Genomic DNA, 21,863 nt, shown 5'->3' on the forward strand with positions numbered 1-21,863 from the left:
TGACTGCTTTCGATCTATCGAACGACTCCCAACGATTGCACCAAAGTCATTGGCGGTATCTCACTGGGGGAGATCACAACCACCTTCGGAATGAACGGCTCAAGCAGCCGGCGAAGGTAAAAACGGCCGGGTGAAGAGCAGAGCAAGACAGGCGGTGCGTCGCCGATTGAATCTCCAAAAGTCGCTCGCAAACTATCTAGCACGCGGCGTGCCACATTGATCTGGAGAGCGCTTGAGGAAAGCTGACCGGCCTGCATATTCGCTGCTCGGGCACACTCTTCCTCGATCGAGCTGTCCAGCGTGACTACTCTGAGCTCCCCTCGCGGATCTAGAAGTGGGCGGATTAGCGCTCTTCCCATTGCCTGGCGCGCTGCTTCCACAAGTGCAACCTGATTCTTGTTCGTCGTAGCCGTATCGACCATTGACTCCAGAATGGTGCCGAGATCCCGGATCGAGACCTGTTCACGGAGGAGCTGCTGCAAAACCTTTTGCACCTCCCCGAGGCTCATAAGCTTGGGGACGAGCTCTTCAATGAGTTTTGGATGAGAGTCGTTGAGCCGATCTATGAGACGTTTCGTCTCAGAACGCGTGAGAAGCTCATAGGCGTTGCGCTTGATGAGTTCAGCAAGATGAGCTGCCAGGACAGACGTTGAGTCCACCACTGCATACCCCGCCGCAATGGCCTGGGCCTGCAACTCCCGGCTGATCCATTTGGCAGGCACATCAAACGCAGGCTCCCGGGTCTCTTCACCAGGCAGATTTGGAACCCCAGTATCTGAGCTGATTGCGAGAAGAAAACCTCGACGCAACTCCCACCGAGCAATCTCAACACCACGAAGATGAACGACGTACTCCCCTTCGCGCAGGGAAAGGTTATCGGTGATGTGGATTGAAGGGACAAGAAATCCCAACTGCTGGGCAAGACTCTTGCGCAATGCCTTGACTCTGGAGAGCAGCTGGCCGCCCTGTTTAGCATCTACAAGAGGAACCAAGCCGACGCCCACCTCCAGCATGAGTTCGTCAAGCTTCAGGACGGAGTCCATGGCTTCAGCCGCCGAAGCGGCCGTTCCGACCTTAGCTGCGGTAGGCGAGGATACCTCAACCGATTCGAGCTCTTCGAATGGCTTCTCGACCTTCATCTTGTACGCAGCGAACATCATGGCGCCGGCTACGGGAAAGAAGGCCAGCTTGGGTAGGCCGGGGATGAGTCCCAGAGCACCTAGTACACCGCCACCAATCCAAAGCAGGCGGGGGCTATTGAGGATCTGCTTCCGGACGTTGACGCCGAGTGACTCCTTGGAAGCTGCCCGGGTCACCACAATACCGCCCGCAACGGAGACGAGCAACGAAGGCAAAATGGAGACCAGGCCATCTCCTACGGTGAGGATGGTGTAGGTCTTCAAAGCCTCCTGGAACGGAATCCCCTGCTGGAAGACGCCGATGAGGAACCCGGCAATGATATTGATCGCCATGATCAGGATCGTGGCCAGCGAGTCACGCTGGGAGAAGCGCGCCGCACCATCCATTGCACCGCAGAATTCTGCTTCGCGCGAGACGCCTTCGCGTCGCTTACGTGCTTGCTGCTCAGTGATAAGGCCGGCGTTGAGGTCGGCGTCAATCGCCATCTGTTTACCGGGCATCGCATCCAGCGTGAACCGGGCAGTGACCTCAGCGGTTCTGACAGCTCCGTGACTCACCACAAGGTATTGAATCGCAATGAGTGCAAGGAAGAGGACGAACCCGACGATGTAGTTTCCGCCGACTACAAACTGGCCGAAGGCTTCAATGACCTTACCGGCAGCCGAAGCGCCTTCATTCCCGTGCAAGAGGATCCGGCGGGTGCTCGCAAGGTCAAGGGAGAGACGAAGCAAGGTCAAAAGAAGCAAAAGACTTGGGAATACGGAGAACTCAACCGGCTTGAGAATCTGGACGGCGGTGAGGAGTACCAGAACAGAAGCTGTAATGCTGACGGTCAACATCAGATCCAGCAGGAAGCTGGGCAGCGGCACGAGCATGACGAAGACCATCGCCACGGCTGCGATTGGCACGACCCACTCGCCGGATGAACTGAGCATCTTGAGCAGGCCATTGCTCTGTTTTCCTGAAGGTATCGTAGATACGTTGATTGCGGGACTCATTGCCTGGCTCATCGTCTGACCAACTCTCCTGATGCATTGCGGTTGCGGCGCATGGCCTCTTGTTGACGGACTTCAGCCTGCGCGCGGAAGACGATGACGAGAATGTCAGCGACTGCCTGGTAGAGGGTTGAGGGTATGACCTCACCCACCTCCACCGTTTTATAAAGTGCCTGCGCCAGAGGCTTGTTTTCCAAAATCATGATCCCGTTCTCAGCGCCAAGCGCTTTGATTTGCTGCGCGAGTAGGTTCATACCCTTTGAAACAACCTCCGGAGCTGCCATCTCCGGGGTGTATCGCAGGGCAACGGCGTAGTGTGTAGGATTAGTGACAATGACTGTCGCGGTCGCGGCCGCCGCAAGGGCCTGCTTCTTCCGCATTCTTCTCTGCAGTCTGCGGATGCGGCTCTTGATCAATGGATTTCCATCGTTCTGCTTGTACTCTTCCTTGATCTCTTCCTTCGACATCTTGAGATCACCTTCCATCTTTTTCCAGGTGAGGAGATAGTCGACGCCAGCCCACGCCACGAGGACCAAGGCCGACTTCCAAGCGACTTCAAAGATCATGCCTCCAAGGGTTGTCACCAACTGGCGCAAGCCGAAGGATGACGCGCGGATCAGCATACCCCAGTTCGAACGGATACAGGCTTCCCCAATCCAGGCGATCGCTCCGAACGGCAACAGCGACTTGAGCATGTTGCTTACGCCGGCAAGCGAGAATATCTGTCCGACCTTGCTTGCAGGATTGAAGCGCTCAAATTTGAGCTGCATCGCCTCAGGTGCGATGCTGAGTCCGCCCTGGGCCAGACCCGCGGCCACTGAGAGCACCGTGGCCGACATCAGCACCGGGATGATCCAGCGGAAGACTTCAACCGAACCCCAGAACAAGATGGGACCGTTGCTTTCGAGATCGCTCGTCGAAGCCGTGTCCAGCATGGAGCGGTAGAATGTAGTCCAATGCGTCACCGCGCTTTGCGACATCATGCAAAGCGCGCCGATTGCCCCTGCTATGGCGAGAACACTCGGAAGTTCTTTAGACCGTGCGACCTGACCCTGCTCACGGGCCTTTTGCCGTCGTTTGGGTGTCGCTTCTTCTGTTTTATTCGAATCTGCCATTGTCGCCTACCGAGCCACAGCTGCCAGGTGAAGGAGACGATCGGCGAAGCCCATCGAATCGATAAAGAGAACGCGGAACATATCCGGCCAGTACTTGAGCGAGGTGAAGAGAATTGCAAGACCAAGGAGGCTCTTAACCGCGGGGCCAAGAAGCATGAGAGGAAGCTGAGGAGACGCCTTGCCGAGTAACCCGAGAACGATATCTGTGAGAAGAGTGGCTGAGAGTACAGGCGCGGCGATCTGGACTCCGATAGACAGGATCGCTGAACCAGCACCGATCAAGGTGAACATGAAGGGGCGCGAAAGCTGTGCTCCGCCGGGAGGCAAGTAGGTAAAGCTATTGCCAATAGCGCGAATCAACCAGAGGTGAACGTCCAGGCGTAGAAAGATGAGCATCGCAATCGACTGGTGGAACATCGCGATCACGGTGGTGTCCACCTGCGTATTGGGATCAAGGATGTTGATCAGTGAGTAGCCCATTTGGATGCTCAGGATCTGGCCAGCCATTTGAACCGCCTCAAATACAACTGACGTCGCGATCCCTATTGACACGCCGACCAGCAGTTCCCGAAAGACTAGTAAGGGCCAGTCATTCAGAGGCTGGGGCGTGAGGGAACGTGAGACCAGGGGATAGATCACGAAAGTAAGTGCCACGACGAGGACTGCTTTGATTCGAGCGGGGATGACAGCACTGCCGAGGAATGGCGCAAACAGCATCAGCCCCGAGAGTCGAACTCCGATGGCGAGAAAGGCTTGAATGATGTCTGCGAAGGGGATCTGCATTACTCGAGAACCTTGTGAAAGTCGGAGAAAAGCAGCAGTGTATAGGTGCTGATGTGGCGCCACATCCAAGGCATCAGAATGAAGAGCGTGGCTCCCGTCGCCAGAAGACGCGGGACCGTGGATAAAGTCTGATCCTGCAGGGATGTCAGAACCTGAATGATGTTGACCACGAGGCTGACCGCGATGGCGACCAGCAAAATGGGCGCGGTGAGGATAATTACCTCTTCCAACATCATTCTTCCCATGGCTACTACTGCGTCGGCTCCCATCAGTTGAAGCTCCTCATGAGTGAACTGATCAGCAGGTGCCATCCGTCTACCATCAGGAAGAGCAGCAGCTTGAGCGGAGTCGAGATAACGACGGGCGGAAGCTGCATCATGCCGACCGAGGTCGTGATGGACGCCACCACCATGTCAACAACAAGGAATGGCAGAAAGAGGACCGTGCCGATCTGGAAGCCGGCCTTCAGCTCCGAGAGGATGTAAGCCGGAAGCATGACGCGGAAGGAAAGGTCCTGCACATTGTGAGGGCGGGGCTCCTTTGCCAGTTCGAGAAAGAGTGCTACATCTTTGTCCCGGACATAGTGGGCCATGAACTGACGCATCGGCGTTCCGGCGCGCTCCAATGCTTGAAGGGGAGTGATCGTTCCTGCTTGCAGCGGGGTTACTGCGGTGTCATAGATCACTGCGCCAACAGGCTGCATGAGGAAGAAGGTCATGATCATCGACAGTCCGATCAAGGTCTGATTGGACGGCGTAGTCTGTAAGCCCAGCGCCTGCCGCAAGAAGTGAAAGACGATCAGTAGTCTTGCGAACGGCGTGATGCAAAGAAGCAGTGAGGGGATGAGCGATAGAAATGTTAGGAGGACGACGATAGTCCAGGGGGCGGACGCCCCCCCGAGGCCGGTGATCTGGAGACCGTTGGCATTGGCGGTTGCACCGGGTGCGTGGAGGAAGACGGAGCCGAGGGCAGCGATCATGAAGGCTGCTCCATTGAGACGGCGTCTTGCTGCTTGTCGAGGATCGCGAGCAGGGTGACGTTGCCGGCGGCGCCTCCAATGAGGAACTGAGCACCATCAACCTGAAGGATGGAGACGAAGCGTTTTTCACCGAGAGAGACCGTCTCCGCGACTTTGAGACGCCGAGTCGCGATTTGCTGAGTGCGCTTCTGCTCCAGCCACTTCCAGGCGGAGGTCAGTTGCGCGATGAGGGGGCGCAGGGCGGTGATGGGCTGGCCCAGTGGGCTTCTGACGCCGTGAAGCGCCGATGTTCCGTCAACGCTGTCCAAGAGTGAGGTGTTGTCTTCCGTTCTCGCAACGGCTTGCCAGGCGCTCATACGAGATCCGTGATGCGTGCGGCAAGACGCTCACCGACGACTTCAAATTCAGTCCAGGCCATGAGGATCCCGTTGACGTGGAGGGGGATATCCGTGCTCTGGTGGCAGGAGGTCTGAACCAGGGAACCCTTGGTCAGTTTGAGGAGCGATCCGACCGTGAAGCCGACGACTGAGACCTCCAGGGCGAGGGTGCAGGGGAGCCAGGGGACGAGCTTTCCTGGATCCGGATCCTTGAAGACAGCGATCGTGGCCTGAGGAGCCGCCTGTTGTGTTGTCGAGACCGGTGATGCAGTTCCCATCGAAACCCCTTGCGCCAAGTTCGGCGATTTCTCTCGTCGCATCCGCGGATGGCGTGAGATACCAGGAGTAATGCAAGTGGGGTGCCAAACGGGCTGGCAGGCCTGAGCCGAGGCAGAGAGGATGAGGCGAGAGTTGTCGGCTGGGAAAAACGAGGGCTTCACCCCCACCCGGGTAAGAGGTCCCAAAGTCTTCAAAGCAAATGATTTAGGTCTGGACTTCCGGCTCCAGACCGATCATGCACCCCCGGCGAAACGGGAGGTGCTGGGCTGTTCCGAAACGGCTCGAAACCGTACCCCGGAAGCGCCTGCGGTTCCCCTTTTTGCGGGGGAACTGCAGGCTCTCATCCGGTCCTCATAATGCGGGAGCCTATCTTAGCGCTACCCGGTGATCATCTGCAGGGTGGCCTGCGAGATCTGGTCGAAGGTGGTGACGGTCTTTGCGTTGGCCTGGTAGGCCTGCTGGGCGACGATCATCTTGGCGAATTCCGCCGCGACATCGACGTTGGACGACTCCACCGATCCGCCGGTGATGACGCCACGGCCTCCGGTTTCAGCGGTCCCGACGCTGGCCGCGCCTGAACCCACAGTTGCCTGATAGTCGTTGTTGCCGGTGCGAAGCAGGCCCTGGGTGTTGGCGAAGCTGGCTACGGCGACCTGGCCGAGGGCTACGGGGTTTGAGATGTTCGAGAAGGTGCCTTCAACGGTTCCGTCGGCTGCTATGGAGTAGCCGGTCAGGGTGCCGCTGGCGTTTCCATTCTGGGTGGAGGTGCTGTTGGCGCTGACGAGGCTGGTCTGGGTGAGAGTGGGATTGCCGGAGGAGTCAGTCAGATTCCATGCGAAGTTCATGGATGCTGCCCCGTCAGTCAAGGTGGGAACATTGATGGCGACGGAACCGGTAGGCGAGGTGAGATTGCCGGAGGTATCGAAGTTCAAGGTGCCGCTGGCGACGGTCGTAGTGGCCGCGCCGGTGTCCGCGGTGGGCAGATCCACCGAATAGCTCCAGGTGTTGGTACCCGTCTTGGTGTAGTTGACGGTGAGGGTGTGCGCATCTCCGAGCGAGTCATAGACTGGCGTGGGGCTGGCGAAGGTTGACCCAACGGCGGCGCTAGAGTTCAGGTTTGCGGAGATGGTGAACTTGGTGGTGGCGCTGGCGGGAATGACGGTGCCTGTGCCGATCTGGATGGGCTGGAGTTCACCCGAGGTGTTGACGACACCGTTTGCCGCAGGGTATCCCATGACGAGATCTCCGGACGGGGTGACGAGCTGACCGCTGGAGTTCTTGGTGAAGTCTCCGGCACGGGTATATGCGGTTGCGCCAGTTGCCGTCTTGGTGACGAAGAAGCCGTTGCCGGTGAGCGCCATGTTGGACGCGATTCCGGTGGCACTGACCGCGCCATCTGTGAAGTCCGAGGTGGTCTGTGAGGCGTTGACGCCGAGGCCGGTCTGGACGGGATCATTGCTGCCGTTGTTCAGGCTGCTCTGAGCGAAGACGTCACTGAAGTTGACGTTCTGGTCTTTGAAGCCGACGGTATCAAGGTTGGCGAGGTTGTTGGAGACCGCCTGAAGCTGCGACTGGCTGGCGATAAGACCGGAAAGGGGAACACCGAAGAATGACATTATTTGCCTCCGTTGGGGATGTTGAGTTTCGAAAAGTCAAGGGTGGAGCCGGGATCGCTCGCGGCCGAGGTGGCAGCATCCGACGCACTGGGTGCGGAGCTGTTGAGAAGTGAGGCGCGCGCGGCCATGACAGCGGCCGAACTGGTTGAGCTCTGTCCGGCGGATGCGACGCTTGCGGTCGCAGTGCTGGATGAGCCACCGAGAGTCTGGTTGATGCTGATGAGCTGATCGAGCTGGTTGAGCGAGATCATCTGGCCGACCATGGCGGTGGAGTCCATGGGTGCGGTGGGGTCCTGATTCTGCAGCTCTTTGACGAGCAGGTTGAGAAAGGTCGTTCCAGCGGTTGAGCCGGTGAGCCCGTCACTTGTTGTGCTTGAGGTGGTGGCGGCGTTTGCCTTTGCCTTTGCTTTAGCCTGTGCGGCTGCGGCGCTCTGACCCAGCAGATTTGCTGGTGAAAGGGGTGAAGCTGCCATGAATGAAGAAGACATTGATTCCTCCTGAATGGAAAAGTGTTAGATACGAATGTCGAGCCGGGCATCGCTGGAGGCGACCGAGGCAGATGAACTTGAGTTTGCCGTGGATGAAGCGAGCAATGAAATTGGGGAGCCTGTCAGGGAACCGGTGCGGCCTTGACGGCGGCTATCGTTGTGCTGCGAGTTCGACTCCCGGGCGGATTCGCCGGAGGATGCCGAGCTACTGTTGTGAACCTCCACCTTTGCCTGAATCCCGTAGGCGTTGCCCAACTTCTCCTGGATGGCCGGCATGTGGACGGCGAGAGCACGGCTGAGTTCCGAGTGGTCTGTGGAAATCTGAGCCGAAAGAACCTGGCGGCTCAACGAGGTGTTGATGGAGATGGAACCAAACTCTGTGGAGTGCATGCCGAGACGCATCTCCGACCCATGCATGGACTGGATCAGCTGGGCGCTGCTGAGGGCGGGCGTTGATACAGCCTCCGGCTTCACGGTAACCGGCGTCTGGGTTGCCGCCGCGTCCGCACCAGAAGTTATGGTGGGAGTTACTGCTTGAATCGAGGCGTGTGCGGGAACTGAGCTTGACAGAGCAGCCTGCAACGCCTGCTGCGCAGCGGGGTCATTGGCGGCGGACTGATGATCCGGCGCTGAGTGATTCACCTGGGGCTCGGCCTGGATCAGGGTTGCAGAGTTCGACGCGGCGGACTCTGTTTCAGAGGCGTCCGTATCGGACTCGTCGACCTTGCGTCTGGCGGCTATGTCTGAGGATGGTGCGTGAGTTTTGCCGGCTACACCAGCGGGCTTTGCGCTGCCGAGGGCGGCGACTGCGTTCGAAGTACTCTGGCCCGCGCTCAAGGCGGGTAGCGTTGGGACGACCGCTGGGACAACGAATGTGGTTTGCGCTACAGAGGCCAAGAGGGCCGCAGGATCACTTGGGGCGGGCGGCTGCGTGGGCTGATTTGCCGTGCCGTCCGTTGCGGGTGCCTGGCTGCTGTCCGGCGAGGCAGGATCGAGGAGACCTGAAAGATCCGCGCCGGGTGCCTGTGGGATGGGGAGCGCGATGGGCAGCCGGTTTGGGGCTGCTGCATCCTCTTTCGCAGAGGCTTCCGAAGCTGACTTCACGGGCTGGGTTGGCTGGGCTGTTGCTGAAGATGAATCAGGAGTCTGTGCGGGCTTGCCGGTTACAGGGGTGTCTGAAAACTGGCCGACCCCATCTTCCACGCCAGCCTGAAGGGGATGAACGGTTGCTGAGAACGGTGCGGTGGTCTGTAGGGAGGGGCTGCTAGAGGATCCCGGACCGCTTGACTGGGCTGACTGGTCTTCGGAGCTGCTTCCGTTGTCGGGCAGCGATATGCCGGGCTGTGAGAGCGCTACGGGGACCGGCACGGGGAGCGTACCGAACTGGTGTGCGGGGACAGCTGCCTGATCCGTGGAATTTTTGGGATGATCGCTCTTCTTCTCAACCGGGGATGTGGGCGCAGGCATGGCTGTCTGGGAGGCAGCAACCAGAGCATGCTTGAAGATGGAATCCAATGCGGCGGGAGGATTCGACTTCAAGTTGCCGGTCGAGATGCTGCTTGCGATCTGTGAAGAGATATGCACGATATAAGTAAAAGCAGGTCAGGGGCCAAACTGGATTTTTCGACTTACTTACGATTTACTGGTGTTATTTCTATTTATTCGGGCTGTAGCATTTTCGACTTAGTTTGTTACTGGGCATTGCGGTAATGCTTGCCGCCTTTACCCGGCAAACGATGCCTAGCGCATGGCTCTTCGGGAGGCAAAGTTGTCATCCATGATGTTCTGCTCCTGCCGTGTCTGCTCCCGGCGATAGAGGTCAAGGTGATCTTCACGCATACCTGCGAGGAGTTCCTTGTTCCGATGGGCCTCTTCATACACTTTCATCTGCTTGAGGCGGAGATCTTCCAGCTTGATGAGCTGCTCCCTGGCCTGCTGCTGCATGCGCTCCAAGGAGTGAATCTGCCCATAGGAAACGTGAAGTTCCGCAGCGGCCATCTGTCTTTGAAGATCGGCTTCACGCAATGCCAGCAAGTGAATGCGATGTCTTCGCAGAGTCTCAATTCTCTGCTTCGCCTGCACGATCTGTTGAAGGATCTGTCCCAGAGCGCGTTCTTCACGCTCTTCCGCTATCTCTCTCAAGCGCAGCAAGGTGGCGAGTGAAAAGCGATAGGCCATATCAGCTTGCCATCTCGTTCAAACGCTTGGCGACAGCGGCGAATCGCGGCGTTTCCTCTGATGTCTGCTGCAGAAATCGATTGAGCTCAGGAAGCACTTCCACGGCTCGGTCAAGCACGGTGTCAAAGCCCTTCTGGTAAGCGCCGATGCGGATGAGATCCTCCGACCGCTTATAAGAAGCAAGCAGGATTCGGAGCGCGCGAGCCTTACCTAGATGCTCCGGAGCGGCGATGGAAGACATGAGCCGACTGAGACTATCGAGCACCGAGATGGGCGGATAATGATTCTGCAGCGCAAGATTGCGATCCAGGATGACGTGGCCATCCAGCAGGGATCGAACCGTGTCTACGACGGGATCCTGCTGATCATCCCCTTCCATCAGGACGGTATAAAAGGCTGTGATGCTTCCCTTGTTGAAGTTCCCCGCGCGCTCTACGAGACGGGCCAGGGTATTGATCACGGAAGGCGTGTAACCCTTGCTTGTGGGGGGCTCCCCGGCTGCGAGACCAATCTCACGTTGCGCCATGGCAAAGCGAGTGAGCGAATCGACGACGAGCAGAACGTTCTTGCCTTCGGCGGCGAAGTACTCCGCGATGGCCGTGGCAGCGAGTGCCGCACGCATCTTGAGAAGGGGCGACTGGTCAGAGGTTGAGACGACGAGGATCGATTTTTTTCGACCTTCTTCGCCGATGACTTCAAGGAACTCCTGCACCTCGCGGCCGCGTTCTCCGATGAGAGCCATGACGGTTAGATCCGCTTCCGTACCGCGGGCCATCATGCCAAGCAATGTACTTTTTCCAACGCCACTGCCGCCAAAGATTCCGAGACGCTGACCACGGCCGCAGGTGATGAAGGCGTCGATGGCACGTACGCCGCAGCCAAGCGTATTACGAATGGGAAGACGATCCAGTGGGAGGGGCGCTGCTGCATCGACAGGCATGGAACGACGCGAGCCGTATGGGCCGAGGGAGTCAAGAGGCTCACCCGTACCGTCGATGACACGGCCGAGCAGCTCAGGTCCAACGCGAATGGAGGGACGGCTTCCAGTTGCAATGATGCGATCACCGTAGCGAATACCCTGGGGGAGTTGCAGGGTCATGGTGAGCATGGTGGAACCGCGAAAACCGACGACTTCGCCAGAGAAAGAGCGGCCTTCGCGAGTGATGATTTCGCACTCGTCGCCGACGGAGCAGGAGGGTCCTTCGGACTCGACGAGGTTGCCGATGACCTGGAGGACGCGACCGCTCCAACGCAGGCTGCTGCTGCGCTCAAGCTGGCTGAAGTAGGGTGCGAGAGGGGTCGGCATCAGAGGACGGGCTTGTGTGAGAGGACGTCGAAGAAGCCCTGCTGGACCTCCTTCAGTTGCACGTCGAGGCTAAAGTTGACGGAGCCGAGCTCGGTTTCCAGGATGCAATCGCCGGGCTGAAGCTCGGTGTCTTCAACGATCTCGATGGAGAGCTTCATGGAGAGCGAGGCGAAGTGTTGGTGCCAGCGCTGGGCATTGTCGGGACGGACACGGATCGTCGCCGCTGAACCTTCTTTCAGTTGACCCAGCGCGATCTGAACGAGGGCGGCGACCAGCATGGGATCGACCTGCGACTCACGATGAAGGATCTTTGCCGCGATGGCGAGCGCGAGGTGAACAACCTCTGATTCGACCTTGGCGAAGTAGTCTTTGCGTGTCTTCTCAAATTCGGCGATGGTTTTTGAGATCCGGGCTGTCTCATGCTGGGACCTGCCTTCGTACTCACCGCGAAGACAAGATTCTGTCTCTGCTGCTCCGCGGGCATGCTCCGCGGCGAGACGGCGGGTGAGGTCTTCTTCGCTGTGGTCCTCTGCGATTGCAAGTGCGGCATGGGCGGCCATGGCGGGCGCAGTGACTATCTGCGGCTGCATTTGGCGATACTTGAACTCTGCTACAGGAAATTGGAACAGATTCTTTGAGGGTGATTTGCTAGACGACATATTCATCGGCTCCTTCGCTCTTGAGGATGATCTTGCCTTCCATCTCCAGCTTGCGGGCGACGGCTACTATATCCAACTGTGCCTTGGCGACATCCTTGCTACGGACGGGACCGAGGAGGTCGGCTTCTTCCTTCATCATCTCAATGGCACGAGAGGACATGGTGGAATAGAAGTGGCCACGCAGTCTTTCGTTGGCACCCTTGAGAGCAAGCGTCAGGACCTTCTTGTCGACCGTGCTGGTGACGGTGCGGAGCTGAACCTCAGAGACCCCGAGGAAGTCGTCGAAGGTGAACATGAGATCGCGGATGCTGACGGCGAGAGTGGACTCTTCCTTCTCGATGGTCTCGAGGATCTCGCCCGATGTTGTTGCGTCGATGTTGTTCATCAGGTCAGCGACACTCTGGAAGCCGGAGTAGGTTTTCTTCTTCTGCTCTCCAACGGAACGTAGGCGCTTGTTGAGGACGATGGCTACTTTTTCAGCCATGGCGGGCGAGAACTGGCGAAGATTCGCGAGCCTTCTGACCGACTCGGCACGTACAGGATGAGGCAAGCACATCAGCAACGCGGAGGCCTGCTTGGTTTCAAGGTGGCCGAGGATCAAGGCGATCGTCTGAGGGTGTTCGCCTTCGAGGAAACGAGCCAGTTGCTTCGGATCGATTCGCTGCAGGGACTCTACCTTGGAGGAGTTGACCTCCTGCGAACGGATGAGCCGCTGGACCATGTCGCGAGCGCCGTTCTCTCCAAAGGCCCGATTCAAAAGGCGAGTCGCCATGTCATGCCCACCCTGAGCGATGTGATCCTGCGCAACCGTCATCTGCTGATACTCTTCCAGCACCTGTAAGGAGATGTCTTTAGACACACTTCCAAGGCGAGAGATCTCATGCGTCAGGCCTTGCAAGTCTTCTTCAGAAAGATGTGGGAAGATGCTGGCAGCTGTCTCCTCTCCGAGGAGAGCGATGAGGATTGCGGCCTTGCGCGTTCCGGTCATCTGGTTGAAATCTGTCTCCGGGTTCATTCTGCTTCTCCACGTAACCAGGCCTGCACAACACGTGCGCTTCCTTCTGGCTCAGACTTCACTTGTTGAACGACCTGTTCTTTCAGCGCGAGCGCCCGGGCCATGCTTGTGGATGGTGCAAGCAGCGGAAGGGCGGCGGCCATCTCAGGCAACAAAGGCTGTTGCGGGAGTTGTACGGAGACCGCAAGCACCTTCTTCTGAACGGGCCTGATCATGAGGACATAGGCGAGAACGAAAAGGATCAGCAGCATTGCATAACGAACGACTGAAGAGAAATCCGAGACTCCCTTACGCGCACGGTCGAGAGCTGTGACCGGTGCGACATCTGGTTCGTCTGGTCTATCGAAGGCAAGGTTTTCAACACTGATGACATCGCCTCGGGTTGTATCCAGACCGATGGCATTCTGCGCAAGCGTTTCAATCTGCTTCAACTCCTGTGGGGAACGTTTCGTACGAATCTCCGTCCACTTTCCGTTCGCGCCTAGTTTGCGCTTCACGGAATCATCCACAACCAGCGCGGCTGTGATGCGCTTGATTCGACCTGCCGGCTCAAGAGAATGACGCGTGATCTTGTTGACTCCATACGTTGCGTTCTCAGTCTTTGAGACCTGCGCTGAATCCTCTCCCACGGGTGGCGGAACGTTTGCCTTATTCTGCGGTACATTGCTTGTAGTTCCTGGGACTCCCCCGACGCCCGCACCTGCGCCGGTCGACTCGTCGGAACGCTGAATGGTGAGAGGAACACTCACGGCAGGATCGTATTTTTCCTGGTTCTCTTCCGTGGTTCCGGGGTCATACTCGACGTTGACGCTGGCTCGCAGATGATCGCCACCTACGACCGGAGTCAAGGTTGCCATGAGCCGCTGCGTGAGTTGACGCTCCGCGCCTTCTTCTCCCATGGCACCATCGCCTGCAGCGCCCATGGACTGGTTGGAATCTGCATCGATGATGGAAACATCGGTCGGCTTGAGTCCTTCTACCGCACCCGAGACGAGACGCTGAATGGACGCAGTTTCATCGTGAGAGAGTCCGCCGCGATTCAACTTCAATGTAACGGAGGCTTTGGCGCTCTTCTCACGATCGAGAAACACGGAATCGGTTGCCATCACTAGGTGGACGCGGGCGCTCTTGACACCGCCGAGCGTTACGATGGTGCGCTCAAGTTCGCCTTCAAGGGCACGCTGGTAGTTGACTTTTTCGTCAAACTCCGTCTGTCCCCAGGAGACCTTATCGAAGATCTCAAACCCAAGGCGACCGCTGTGCGTGGACTGATTGGATGCGACATCCAGCCTGGCAGCATCTACCTGGTCCGCCGGAACACTGATGCTCTTGCCGTCCGGACTTAGCTGGAAGGGGATCTTCTTTGCAGTGAGATCGGCCGAGATAGCCTGAGCATCTGCAGACTCCAAGCCGCTGATGAGAGGCTTATAGTCTGGCGTCACCATAAGGTTGGCGAACAGCGCGAGGAGACCGACGGTTGCCGCCGCACCTACGCCAAGGAAGAGGCGTTGGCTCTGCGTCCGGGTAGCCCAGAACTGCTTCGCTTGTACAAATATTTGATCGAATCCGGCCATAAGGGTCTCAACTCATCCAAATAACTTCAGAACTGCATCTTCTCGATATCCTGGTAGGCACTTACAATCTTGTTGCGTACCTGCATCATGAGTTGGAAGGCAACATCGGCTTTTTCAACCGAGATCATGACCTTGCTCATATCAGCATTGCCGCCCTGGATAAGCCTGTTGACTTGCTGATTTGCACTACCTTCAAGGTTGCTGACCTGGCTGATTGCCCCTTTCAGGACATCACTGAAGCCGCCGCTCTGACTGGGATCAGTCATGCCGCCGAAGGATGGAGTAGTCATTCCGGTGGGGATCGGGATCGACATACCGCCAATTGGAATATTCATATTTCTAACTCCTTAGTTACTTTTATCTAGCTCTTGAGAATGTCGATGGACTGCTGAATCATCTGCTTGGCCGCTGAGACAGCGGAGGCATTCAGTTGATAGGCACGGGTAGATCCCATAAGGTCCACCATCTCCTGCACAGGATTGATGGCCGGGTAAGCGACGAAGCCATCCTTATCCGCGTCCGGGTGGCCGGGCTCGTACCGCATTACAGGTGCGGCGGTATCATCGACAATCTGCGAAATGCGCACCGTTCCTGGTGTTTTTCCGGACAAGCCGCCCGTCTTGGCGAAGGTGAGGTGAAAGGAAGAGTCGCTGGCCGAGGAGAAGACCACCTCTTTACGCTTGAAGGGACCACCCGTATCGGTGTGAGTCGTTTCAGCGTTGGCCATGTTTGCTGCGATGACTTCTGAGCGCTGTCGTTCTGCGGAAAGAGCAGAACCACTGATTTGAAGCATGTCAAAGGGACCCATGACTAGCTACCTCCATTGATTGCGCTGAGTAACTGGTGAAATTGACCCTTAACTAACTGGGTGCCAAGTGAGTATTGAAGCTGGGACTGAGCGAGCAGCAAGCTCTCTCGATCAAGGTTGACGTTGTTTCCGTCAGGGCGCTCGAGGAGACCATTGACTTTGTTGACGACCGGCGTGAATTCAGAGCCATCCGCGCCTGAGCTCGCAGTCATCATCGCCTGCTTGAAGTTGACGTCCTTGGTGCGATACCCCGGGGTATCCACGTTGGCCATGTTGGAAGCGATGGTTTGTTCCCGGTCAGTGGTGAGTTCCAAAAACCGCTCCAAAGAGGGGGGAAGAAGAGATGTTGTGGCCATTATGCATACCTCCGGGGCGGGAGCCCGTATTCACGAATTCTGTTGCGCATGGTGCGGATGCTGATGCCGAGCATCTCGGCGGCCTGGGTGCGGTTGCCCTGTGTCATGGCCAATGTGTTCTCAAGATGAACTCGCTCAAGCTGGCGAATGGGTGCGCCGGCGATGACCAGAGGAGCGGAAGCAGCCGCTGGGATCGCCTTGGTGCGCGTCTGAAACTCCTGGTCGAAGCAATCAGCATCCAGCAGGACGCTAGGGTGAAGAGAGCAGACCCGACGCATGAAGTTACCGAGCTCACGAACATTGCCGGGCCAGTTATGTGCGTTGAGGCGATCTACAAACTCTGCACTCAGCCTGGGAGCCGGGCCTCCGAGCTTTGCTGCGAACTTCTCCACAAAGTAGTTCGCGAGAAGTTCGATATCACCTGCACGATCTTTTAGCGCAGGGATTGAAAGAGGAATGACATTAAGCCGATAGTAGAGATCGCTGCGGAACTTACCCTCATCGACCATGGAAGCTAAATTCACATTCGTCGTCGCGATCACCCGGATATCAACCTTGATGGACCGTGTCTCGCCAAGCCGCTCAAACTCACGCTCCTGGAGGGCACGCAGAAGCTTGGGCTGCAGATTCAGCGGCATCTCACCGATCTCGTCCAGAAGAAGCGTGCCGCCGTTGGCCAGCTCAAATTTGCCGGGCTTTGCTGTGGTGGCGCCGGTGAAGGCACCGCGTGCGTGCCCGAAGAGCTCGCTCTCCAGAAGATGCTCCGGGACGGCAGCGCAGTTGACTGCGATGAACGGCTTGCGCGCGCGATTGCTGGCTTCATGAATGAAGCGTGCGAGCAGTTCCTTGCCGGTGCCGCTTTCCGCTTCAACCAAGACATCAGCGTCCGTGCTGGAGGCGGCGCGGGCTCGGCTGATGGCGCGTAAAAGCTGGGGGGCGCGTCCGACGATGCTGCCAGTGTCTGAGGTGTCGGGACGAATGGCGTCCTTGACCGGCTGCATGACGCGGGCGGCAGCTTCTTCCAACTGCTCAAACGAGACCGGCTTGGTGAGGTAGTCGAAGGCCCCGCCACGCATGGCCTGAACTGCATCAGGAACACTGCCGAAGGCGGTAAGAAGAATCACGGCTGTGCTGGGGGAGACTTTGCGCGCGGAGCGCATGACTTCAAGGCCATTGCCATCCGGCATACGCATGTCACTGACAACGAGGTGAAACTCCTTGCTCTCTAGGAGTCGTGCGGCTTCAGTCACGCCGCTGGCCGTTTCGACGGTCCAACCGTTGCGTGCGAAGTTCACCCGCAACGCGGTGCGAATGCCGGCCTCGTCGTCTACGATGAGCACCGATGATGGTTGCGCGAAGTTCATAGGGTGGGAATCTCCACAAAGAAAGTTGTTCCGGTTCCAACGGTGCTGGTGACGCGAATGTTGCCTTCATGCTGCTTGACGATCTGGCTGCATACTGCGAGACCGAGTCCTGAACTGTTACCGCTGCCGCTAAAGCCGGGGCGAAAGATCTCCTCCAGATGCTCCTGGGTGATGCCGCTGCCTGTGTCCGCAAACTCGATGACGGCGAACGTGCTGTCCTGCCTCTCAGCCACAAGAACCGACACCTGAATCGTGCCGCCCTTTTCCGTGTGCCGAATCGCGTTGCAGATGATGTTGAGTACAACCTGCTGCAGGGCGCTGCTGTTCCCTCTGACCATGAGCTTCGATCCCGCCGAAGCGAAGAGGAGGGATACCCCTGCTTCGTCTGCGATGGGACGAACGAACTCTACGCTGCTACGGATTGAGGTGACGAGATCGATAGCGGTCAGCGAAGGGAAGCCCACACCATGGAAGCTAAGCACGTTGTTGACCGTTCCCGCTAAAGAGCGAATTCCGGCGCGAAGATGCGATATCCACTCGTCAGTTCCCTCTCCACCAGCGGCGATGAGGCCGGCGAAGAGCTCGAGGCTAGTGAGGGGGTTTCTAATTTCATGAGCGAGCGTGGTGGCGACTTCAGAGAGCGCTGTTGCTTTGCGTGCGCGCTCGCGCTCCTGTTCGGCCTGCTTGTGGACCGTAACATCACGAAGAATCAGGATGGTCTGTCTTACGCCACGGCCATAGGGGTCGGTTTCGTCACCGCGGAAGAGGCAGCGGTCATGGACAGAGAGCCAGCGCTTGCCACTGGTCGAGTTCCTGCAGAACTCCTGCTCTTCTTCTGAGCTGGTGTGGCGATGGAGAAATCCGGCGAGATCTATGCCGGTCTGCGCGGAAATAGTCTCCAGGCACTGGGCCGGAGCTTCGTCCAGATCAAGGAGGCGGCGGCACTCGGGATTGATCATCGAGATATCGCCATCCCCATCGACGACGAGAACGCCGCACGGCATGGAATCGACGATCTGTTGCAGGGCTCGGTGGACGCGTTCGTTCTCAGCGAGACTGGCCTTCAGGGCGAAGTTGCGATCTGCCAGTTCGTGGCTGAGATGTGTGACTTCAAGCTGGAGCTTTCCGTAGGACGCCTCAAGCCGAGACGAAGCGGAGATGAACTCGGAGAAAGCATCCGCGAGGACGAAGACGTCCGGGGGGGCGATCAGTCCGGGAACATTTATTGGCTCATGATGAGAGAGGTATTCCATCTACCAGTTCCAGATGCAAGCCAAGGGCCAATCTGAACTAGAGGAGGATTTCCTTTGCAGTTATCTCGCGTTCGGTCCCTGCAAGGATGCTGGCGCGCTCAATTACATTTCTAAGCTCACGGACGTTACCGGGCCAGTCATGTTTATAGAGCGCTTCAATCGCCCGCGCAGTTACTGTGACTCCGGGACAGAACTTAGTAGCGAAGAAATGCGCGAGGCTTGTGACATCCTGCTGCCGATCACGGAGCGGCGCGAGTTTGATGGGAAAGACGGCCAGACGATAGTAGAGGTCTTCCCGAAATAACTTATCTTTGACCATGGTAGGCAAAGCCGCATTGGTCGCCGCGACAACGCGGACGTCTACCCTGAGGTTATCGTTGCTGCCGAGTCTTTGTACTTCACCCTGCTCGACGAAGCGGAGGATCTTGCTTTGCAGCGATAAAGGCATGTCGCCGATCTCGTCAAGGAACAAGGTTCCACCGTGTGCGGCGTGGATGCGGCCGATGCGGGATTGCATTGCTCCGGTAAAGGCTCCTTTGGCATAACCGAAGAGCTCCGCCTCAAGCAGCGCTTCAGGAATTGCGGCGCAATTCACCACGATGAACGGCGACTTCTGACGTGGGCTGATCATATGAATCGCCTGTGCGATCAGATCTTTGCCAGTGCCGCTTTCCCCGGTGATCAGGACGGTGGTGTCACGGGGAGCAACCATGTGAACGAGCGCGTATGCGTTCTGCATGACGGGTGAATCGCCGATCATGCCGCGCAGGCCTGGACCTGCTTTGGACCTTCGCAAGTATTCGGTCGGCGTGACGGCAGGCTTCACAGAGACTGCTGCTGTCCCCTGATAGAGTAACTCCGCTAACTGCGACGCAAATGGGGTGGGGGATGAACTGCCAACCAGGACATGGCCCGTGTTCGCGTTCATTGTAAGTATTTCTATTCCGGGATAACGCTGGCGAACCATGCCGCAAAACTCAGCGGGCAGAAGGTCCGGCAAGAGAGGATCAAGGAGCAGAACATCTGTCCCCTTCTCCGCGTGCAGTAACTCCAGGGCTTCAGAACCACTTTGCGCTTCGATAACTTCCCAGCGCATCGAAGTAAGTCGTTCGTGTAACTGCTCGCGAAAGCCGGCATTCCCACTTACAAGTAGGATATGAACTGCACTACTATCTTCTCTGCGTGTGTGCATATTACCTGGGAATGTAATTCGGCAAATCCTTTCTCTTAGATCACCTAAGATAGGCTCTGCGGAACTAGATGCAGTGAAGACGTCTCACCGGAGAAACCTCCCCCAAAGGTAACCATCCTTTTCGAAATTCGCAAGTACACTTATTGAGTCTGGAAGAGGTATCCCATGCCGCGGACGGTACGGATCAGCTTCTCATCGTGGTCGCCATCGAGCTTGTCCCGAAGGTACTTGACGTAGACATCAACGATGTTCGTGTTGGCTTCCGCGGGCATGTTCCAGACCTCCTGCGTCAACATGGCGCGGGAGAGGGTCTTGCCGGCGTTGTCCATCATGTACTGCAGCAGGGCGAACTCGCGGGGCGTGAGGTCAATGTTCTTTCCGTCGCGCTGTACCCGGCACTGGTCATGGTTGAGCACGATCTTGCTGGACTTGGGAGCGGCGGCCTGCTGGGCCGGAGCATCGGACCGGCGACGAAGAGCCCGGATACGCGCCATCAGCTCGATCAGCGAGAAGGGCTTCATAAGGTAGTCATCCGCTCCGTGATCCAGGGCGGCGACAAGGCCTTCTACACCCGAGCGGCCGCTGAGGACCAGGACGCGGAGGTCAGGGCGGGTGGTGCGGATGGTCTGGAGGAGGTTGACGCCGTCTGCATCCGGCGGATCCATATCCATGATCATGAGGTTATAGGCGCGCGACTCGAGGAGGCGGGCTGCAGAGGCGACGTCGTGGGTGACGTCTACCGCGAGGGACTCGGCGGTGAGACCGGTTGCAAGGAGCTTGGCCAGCGAGGCACTGCTCTCCATGATCAGGACACGGTAGGCCGCTGAGGCGGTCTCTTCAGTCGCACGGGGGGCGAAGTTGAAGTCCTGGTTCATCATGGGAAGGAACTGTGCCAACAATCCGGAATGCTCAACCATCGCTGCCTGCATCGGGTATCTCCTTGGTGCGTTGGTTACCTTATAGCAGTCTGAAATCGGCATTGAAAGTGTTAGTCGTAGTACTTAAGTACCATGGATTTGTGACGGCAATTCGGCGGGTCTGCTATCATCTGGCAGCCGCGCGGGACTCCAGATGCACCCTTTTCCCCCGGCTCACAGACACCCTATGCGCCGGTTTCTCTACAGACTTCCCCGTTTCAAAACGGAGCTGCCCATGGACCTCATCCTGGGCGATGCCGTCATCCTGGGCGTATGCCTGAACCTCAGCGAGTCCGGCTTGCGCGGAACCTTCTCACACCCTGTATTGGCGGGGGCCGAAGGGCTTCTGACGATCTATCAGGGCGAACAGAACGTCCAGATTCATGCGCGGGTGTATTCCCTGAAAGGCGACGAGGCGAGGATTCGGTTTCGCTTCGACTCCGAGCAGGAGCAGCAAAACATCCGCGAGTTCCTGAAGCTGGTTACGCCTTCCTCGCCAAAGTCGTGGTGGCGCTGAGGCATAACACTTTCGTTACTTAAAGATTCCTTTCATACGGCCGAGTAGGCCTACCGGGGACTTGGCGGCTACCGGCGGTAACGCCATGGCAGTGGGCTTGGCCTCCTCAGCCTTTGGCTGGTCCGGTTTGGCCTCCGGAGCTGCCTCGGGCTTGGCTTCTGCGACGTTTGTCTTGGTCAGATCTGTCTTAGTCAGGCCCTTCGAGTCAGGCTTCCTGAGCGCGAAGTTCTGGACTACAAGCGAGATCCTGCGGTTCGAGGCATCCAGGGGCTTTTCCGGTACGTGGAGGCGTTGGTCGGCAAAGCCGCGGACCTGGGAGACCTGGTCGGTCCGGATGCCGTTCTCCTGCATCTCACGCCGGGCTACGTTGGCACGGTCGGTCGAGAGCTCCCAGTTTCCGTAGACGGTTGCGGTGGCGTAGGGCTGGGCGTCGGTGTGGCCTTCAATCGAGATGCTGTTGGGTAGGCTCTTAAGCTGTTCGGAGAGAACCTTCAGGATCTCTTCGAGAGCGGGAGTGGGCTTTGAGCTGCCGGTCTCGAAGAAGGTGCCCTTGGCGTCTTCGACGAGTTCGATGCGGAGACCCTCCTCGGTGACGGTCATCTCGATCTGCTTCTTGAGGCGGTTGAGGCTGTCGATCTTCTCGATCGCGCGCATCAGGTCCTTCTTCAGGGCGGCCAGATCGTCCTTCTTGCTCTCTTTTTCTTCCTTCTTCGATTCCTTGCCTTCGGTGCCGTGCTTGGTGGAGGTGCCCTTGGGGTCGTTGAAGTAGCCGGCGATCTCCTCCTGGGTCTGCTTGGAGGTGGAGCTCATGAGCCAGAGAACGATGAAGAGCGACATCATGGCGGTGACGAAGTCTGCGTAGGCGACCTTCCAGGCTCCGCCGTGGTGGCCGCCGTGGGCACCTTTCTTCTTGATGACGATGATTGGTTGGAGTTCGTCTGCCATGGGGTCT

The 21,863-nt window shown here is 57.8% G+C and carries 25 protein-coding genes; 2 read left to right on the forward strand and 23 right to left on the reverse strand.

Annotated elements, in window-relative coordinates:
• Positions 1–14: 14 nt before the first annotated feature.
• From flhA to ACIX9_RS25040, 11 genes are all read right to left on the reverse strand, one after another.
• Positions 15–2,150: a flagellar biosynthesis protein FlhA gene (flhA, locus tag ACIX9_RS19570; RefSeq protein ID WP_013572824.1), complete on the reverse strand. Its 2,136-nt coding sequence runs from the start codon at positions 2,148–2,150 to the stop codon at positions 15–17.
• Positions 2,147–3,250, reverse strand: a complete 1,104-nt coding sequence (locus tag ACIX9_RS19575; protein WP_013572825.1) for an EscU/YscU/HrcU family type III secretion system export apparatus switch protein — start codon at positions 3,248–3,250, stop codon at positions 2,147–2,149. Before ACIX9_RS19575 ends, flhA begins: the two co-directional genes overlap by 4 nt.
• A gap of 6 nt (positions 3,251–3,256) precedes the next feature.
• Positions 3,257–4,033, reverse strand: coding sequence for a flagellar biosynthetic protein FliR (fliR, locus tag ACIX9_RS19580; RefSeq protein WP_013572826.1), 777 nt, complete (start codon positions 4,031–4,033; stop codon positions 3,257–3,259).
• Complete coding sequence (locus tag ACIX9_RS19585; RefSeq protein ID WP_013572827.1) at positions 4,033–4,302, reverse strand: flagellar biosynthetic protein FliQ; 270 nt, start codon at positions 4,300–4,302, stop codon at positions 4,033–4,035. The genes fliR and ACIX9_RS19585 overlap by 1 nt, the downstream gene beginning before the upstream one ends.
• Positions 4,302–5,012: a flagellar type III secretion system pore protein FliP gene (gene fliP / locus ACIX9_RS19590; RefSeq protein ID WP_013572828.1), complete on the reverse strand. Its 711-nt coding sequence runs from the start codon at positions 5,010–5,012 to the stop codon at positions 4,302–4,304. The genes ACIX9_RS19585 and fliP overlap by 1 nt, the downstream gene beginning before the upstream one ends.
• A complete protein-coding gene (locus ACIX9_RS19595; protein WP_013572829.1) occupies positions 5,009–5,368 on the reverse strand; it encodes a flagellar biosynthetic protein FliO in 360 nt (119 codons plus the stop codon). The genes fliP and ACIX9_RS19595 overlap by 4 nt, the downstream gene beginning before the upstream one ends.
• Entirely contained in the window at positions 5,365–5,667 is a 303-nt protein-coding gene (locus tag ACIX9_RS19600) for a FliM/FliN family flagellar motor switch protein (protein ID WP_013572830.1), read from the reverse strand. Before ACIX9_RS19600 ends, ACIX9_RS19595 begins: the two co-directional genes overlap by 4 nt.
• 378 nt (positions 5,668–6,045) lie before the next feature.
• Positions 6,046–7,284 (reverse strand): flagellar hook protein FlgE, encoded by a 1,239-nt coding sequence (locus ACIX9_RS19605; protein ID WP_013572832.1) that lies wholly within the window; start codon positions 7,282–7,284, stop codon positions 6,046–6,048.
• Positions 7,284–7,757, reverse strand: a complete 474-nt coding sequence (locus tag ACIX9_RS24150) for a flagellar hook capping FlgD N-terminal domain-containing protein (RefSeq protein ID WP_049789448.1) — start codon at positions 7,755–7,757, stop codon at positions 7,284–7,286. Before ACIX9_RS24150 ends, ACIX9_RS19605 begins: the two co-directional genes overlap by 1 nt.
• A 39-nt stretch (positions 7,758–7,796) precedes the next feature.
• On the reverse strand, positions 7,797–9,356 hold the full coding sequence (locus ACIX9_RS19615; RefSeq protein WP_013572834.1) for a hypothetical protein: 1,560 nt from the start codon (positions 9,354–9,356) through the stop codon (positions 7,797–7,799).
• A 156-nt stretch (positions 9,357–9,512) separates the two neighbouring features.
• Complete coding sequence (locus ACIX9_RS25040) at positions 9,513–9,836, reverse strand: hypothetical protein (protein ID WP_232298906.1); 324 nt, start codon at positions 9,834–9,836, stop codon at positions 9,513–9,515.
• Here ACIX9_RS25040 and ACIX9_RS27090 point away from each other — a divergent pair.
• Positions 9,750–9,935: a hypothetical protein gene (locus ACIX9_RS27090; protein ID WP_041597997.1), complete on the forward strand. Its 186-nt coding sequence runs from the start codon at positions 9,750–9,752 to the stop codon at positions 9,933–9,935. The two genes, ACIX9_RS25040 and ACIX9_RS27090, sit on opposite strands and share 87 nt — an antisense overlap.
• Before the next feature lie 16 nt (positions 9,936–9,951).
• Here the strand turns inward: ACIX9_RS27090 and ACIX9_RS19630 are convergent, their stop codons facing one another.
• The 11 genes from ACIX9_RS19630 to ACIX9_RS19680 all read right to left on the reverse strand — a co-directional run bounded on the left by ACIX9_RS19630 (position 9,952) and on the right by ACIX9_RS19680 (position 20,406).
• Positions 9,952–11,256 carry a FliI/YscN family ATPase gene (locus ACIX9_RS19630; RefSeq protein ID WP_013572836.1) on the reverse strand — a complete coding sequence of 435 codons (1,305 nt, stop codon included), beginning with the start codon at positions 11,254–11,256 and terminating at the stop codon, positions 9,952–9,954.
• A complete protein-coding gene (locus ACIX9_RS19635) occupies positions 11,256–11,846 on the reverse strand; it encodes a FliH/SctL family protein (RefSeq protein WP_041597998.1) in 591 nt (196 codons plus the stop codon). Before ACIX9_RS19635 ends, ACIX9_RS19630 begins: the two co-directional genes overlap by 1 nt.
• 58 nt (positions 11,847–11,904) lie before the next feature.
• The gene (fliG, locus tag ACIX9_RS19640; RefSeq protein WP_013572838.1) at positions 11,905–12,930 is read right to left on the reverse strand and encodes a flagellar motor switch protein FliG; all 1,026 of its coding nucleotides are present in this window, start codon (positions 12,928–12,930) and stop codon (positions 11,905–11,907) included.
• Positions 12,927–14,504, reverse strand: coding sequence for a flagellar basal-body MS-ring/collar protein FliF (fliF, locus tag ACIX9_RS19645; protein ID WP_013572839.1), 1,578 nt, complete (start codon positions 14,502–14,504; stop codon positions 12,927–12,929). Before fliF ends, fliG begins: the two co-directional genes overlap by 4 nt.
• Positions 14,505–14,530: 26 nt before the next feature.
• The gene (gene fliE, locus ACIX9_RS19650; RefSeq protein WP_013572840.1) at positions 14,531–14,839 is read right to left on the reverse strand and encodes a flagellar hook-basal body complex protein FliE; all 309 of its coding nucleotides are present in this window, start codon (positions 14,837–14,839) and stop codon (positions 14,531–14,533) included.
• 26 nt (positions 14,840–14,865) lie between these two features.
• Complete coding sequence (gene flgC / locus ACIX9_RS19655; protein ID WP_013572841.1) at positions 14,866–15,312, reverse strand: flagellar basal body rod protein FlgC; 447 nt, start codon at positions 15,310–15,312, stop codon at positions 14,866–14,868.
• A gap of 2 nt (positions 15,313–15,314) precedes the next feature.
• Positions 15,315–15,626: a flagellar basal body rod protein FlgB gene (locus ACIX9_RS19660; RefSeq protein WP_049789450.1), complete on the reverse strand. Its 312-nt coding sequence runs from the start codon at positions 15,624–15,626 to the stop codon at positions 15,315–15,317.
• Positions 15,627–15,667: 41 nt separating this feature from the next.
• Positions 15,668–17,032 (reverse strand): sigma-54-dependent transcriptional regulator, encoded by a 1,365-nt coding sequence (locus ACIX9_RS19665; protein ID WP_013572843.1) that lies wholly within the window; start codon positions 17,030–17,032, stop codon positions 15,668–15,670.
• Positions 17,029–18,285, reverse strand: a complete 1,257-nt coding sequence (locus tag ACIX9_RS19670) for a sensor histidine kinase (RefSeq protein ID WP_013572844.1) — start codon at positions 18,283–18,285, stop codon at positions 17,029–17,031. Before ACIX9_RS19670 ends, ACIX9_RS19665 begins: the two co-directional genes overlap by 4 nt.
• 37 nt (positions 18,286–18,322) lie before the next feature.
• Positions 18,323–19,381 carry a sigma-54 interaction domain-containing protein gene (locus ACIX9_RS19675; protein WP_013572845.1) on the reverse strand — a complete coding sequence of 353 codons (1,059 nt, stop codon included), beginning with the start codon at positions 19,379–19,381 and terminating at the stop codon, positions 18,323–18,325.
• A gap of 236 nt (positions 19,382–19,617) precedes the next feature.
• Entirely contained in the window at positions 19,618–20,406 is a 789-nt protein-coding gene (locus ACIX9_RS19680) for a response regulator transcription factor (RefSeq protein ID WP_013572846.1), read from the reverse strand.
• Between the two features lie 175 nt (positions 20,407–20,581).
• Here ACIX9_RS19680 and ACIX9_RS19685 point away from each other — a divergent pair, with 175 nt between their 5' ends.
• Complete coding sequence (locus tag ACIX9_RS19685) at positions 20,582–20,911, forward strand: PilZ domain-containing protein (RefSeq protein ID WP_083808533.1); 330 nt, start codon at positions 20,582–20,584, stop codon at positions 20,909–20,911.
• A 15-nt stretch (positions 20,912–20,926) separates the two neighbouring features.
• Here the strand turns inward: ACIX9_RS19685 and ACIX9_RS19690 are convergent, their stop codons facing one another.
• Positions 20,927–21,856 (reverse strand): flagellar motor protein MotB, encoded by a 930-nt coding sequence (locus ACIX9_RS19690; RefSeq protein WP_013572848.1) that lies wholly within the window; start codon positions 21,854–21,856, stop codon positions 20,927–20,929.
• Between the last annotated feature and the right edge of the window lie 7 nt (positions 21,857–21,863).

Origin of the sequence: Granulicella tundricola MP5ACTX9 (assembly GCF_000178975.2) — a bacterium.
GTDB classification, from domain to species: domain Bacteria; phylum Acidobacteriota; class Terriglobia; order Terriglobales; family Acidobacteriaceae; genus Edaphobacter; species Edaphobacter tundricola.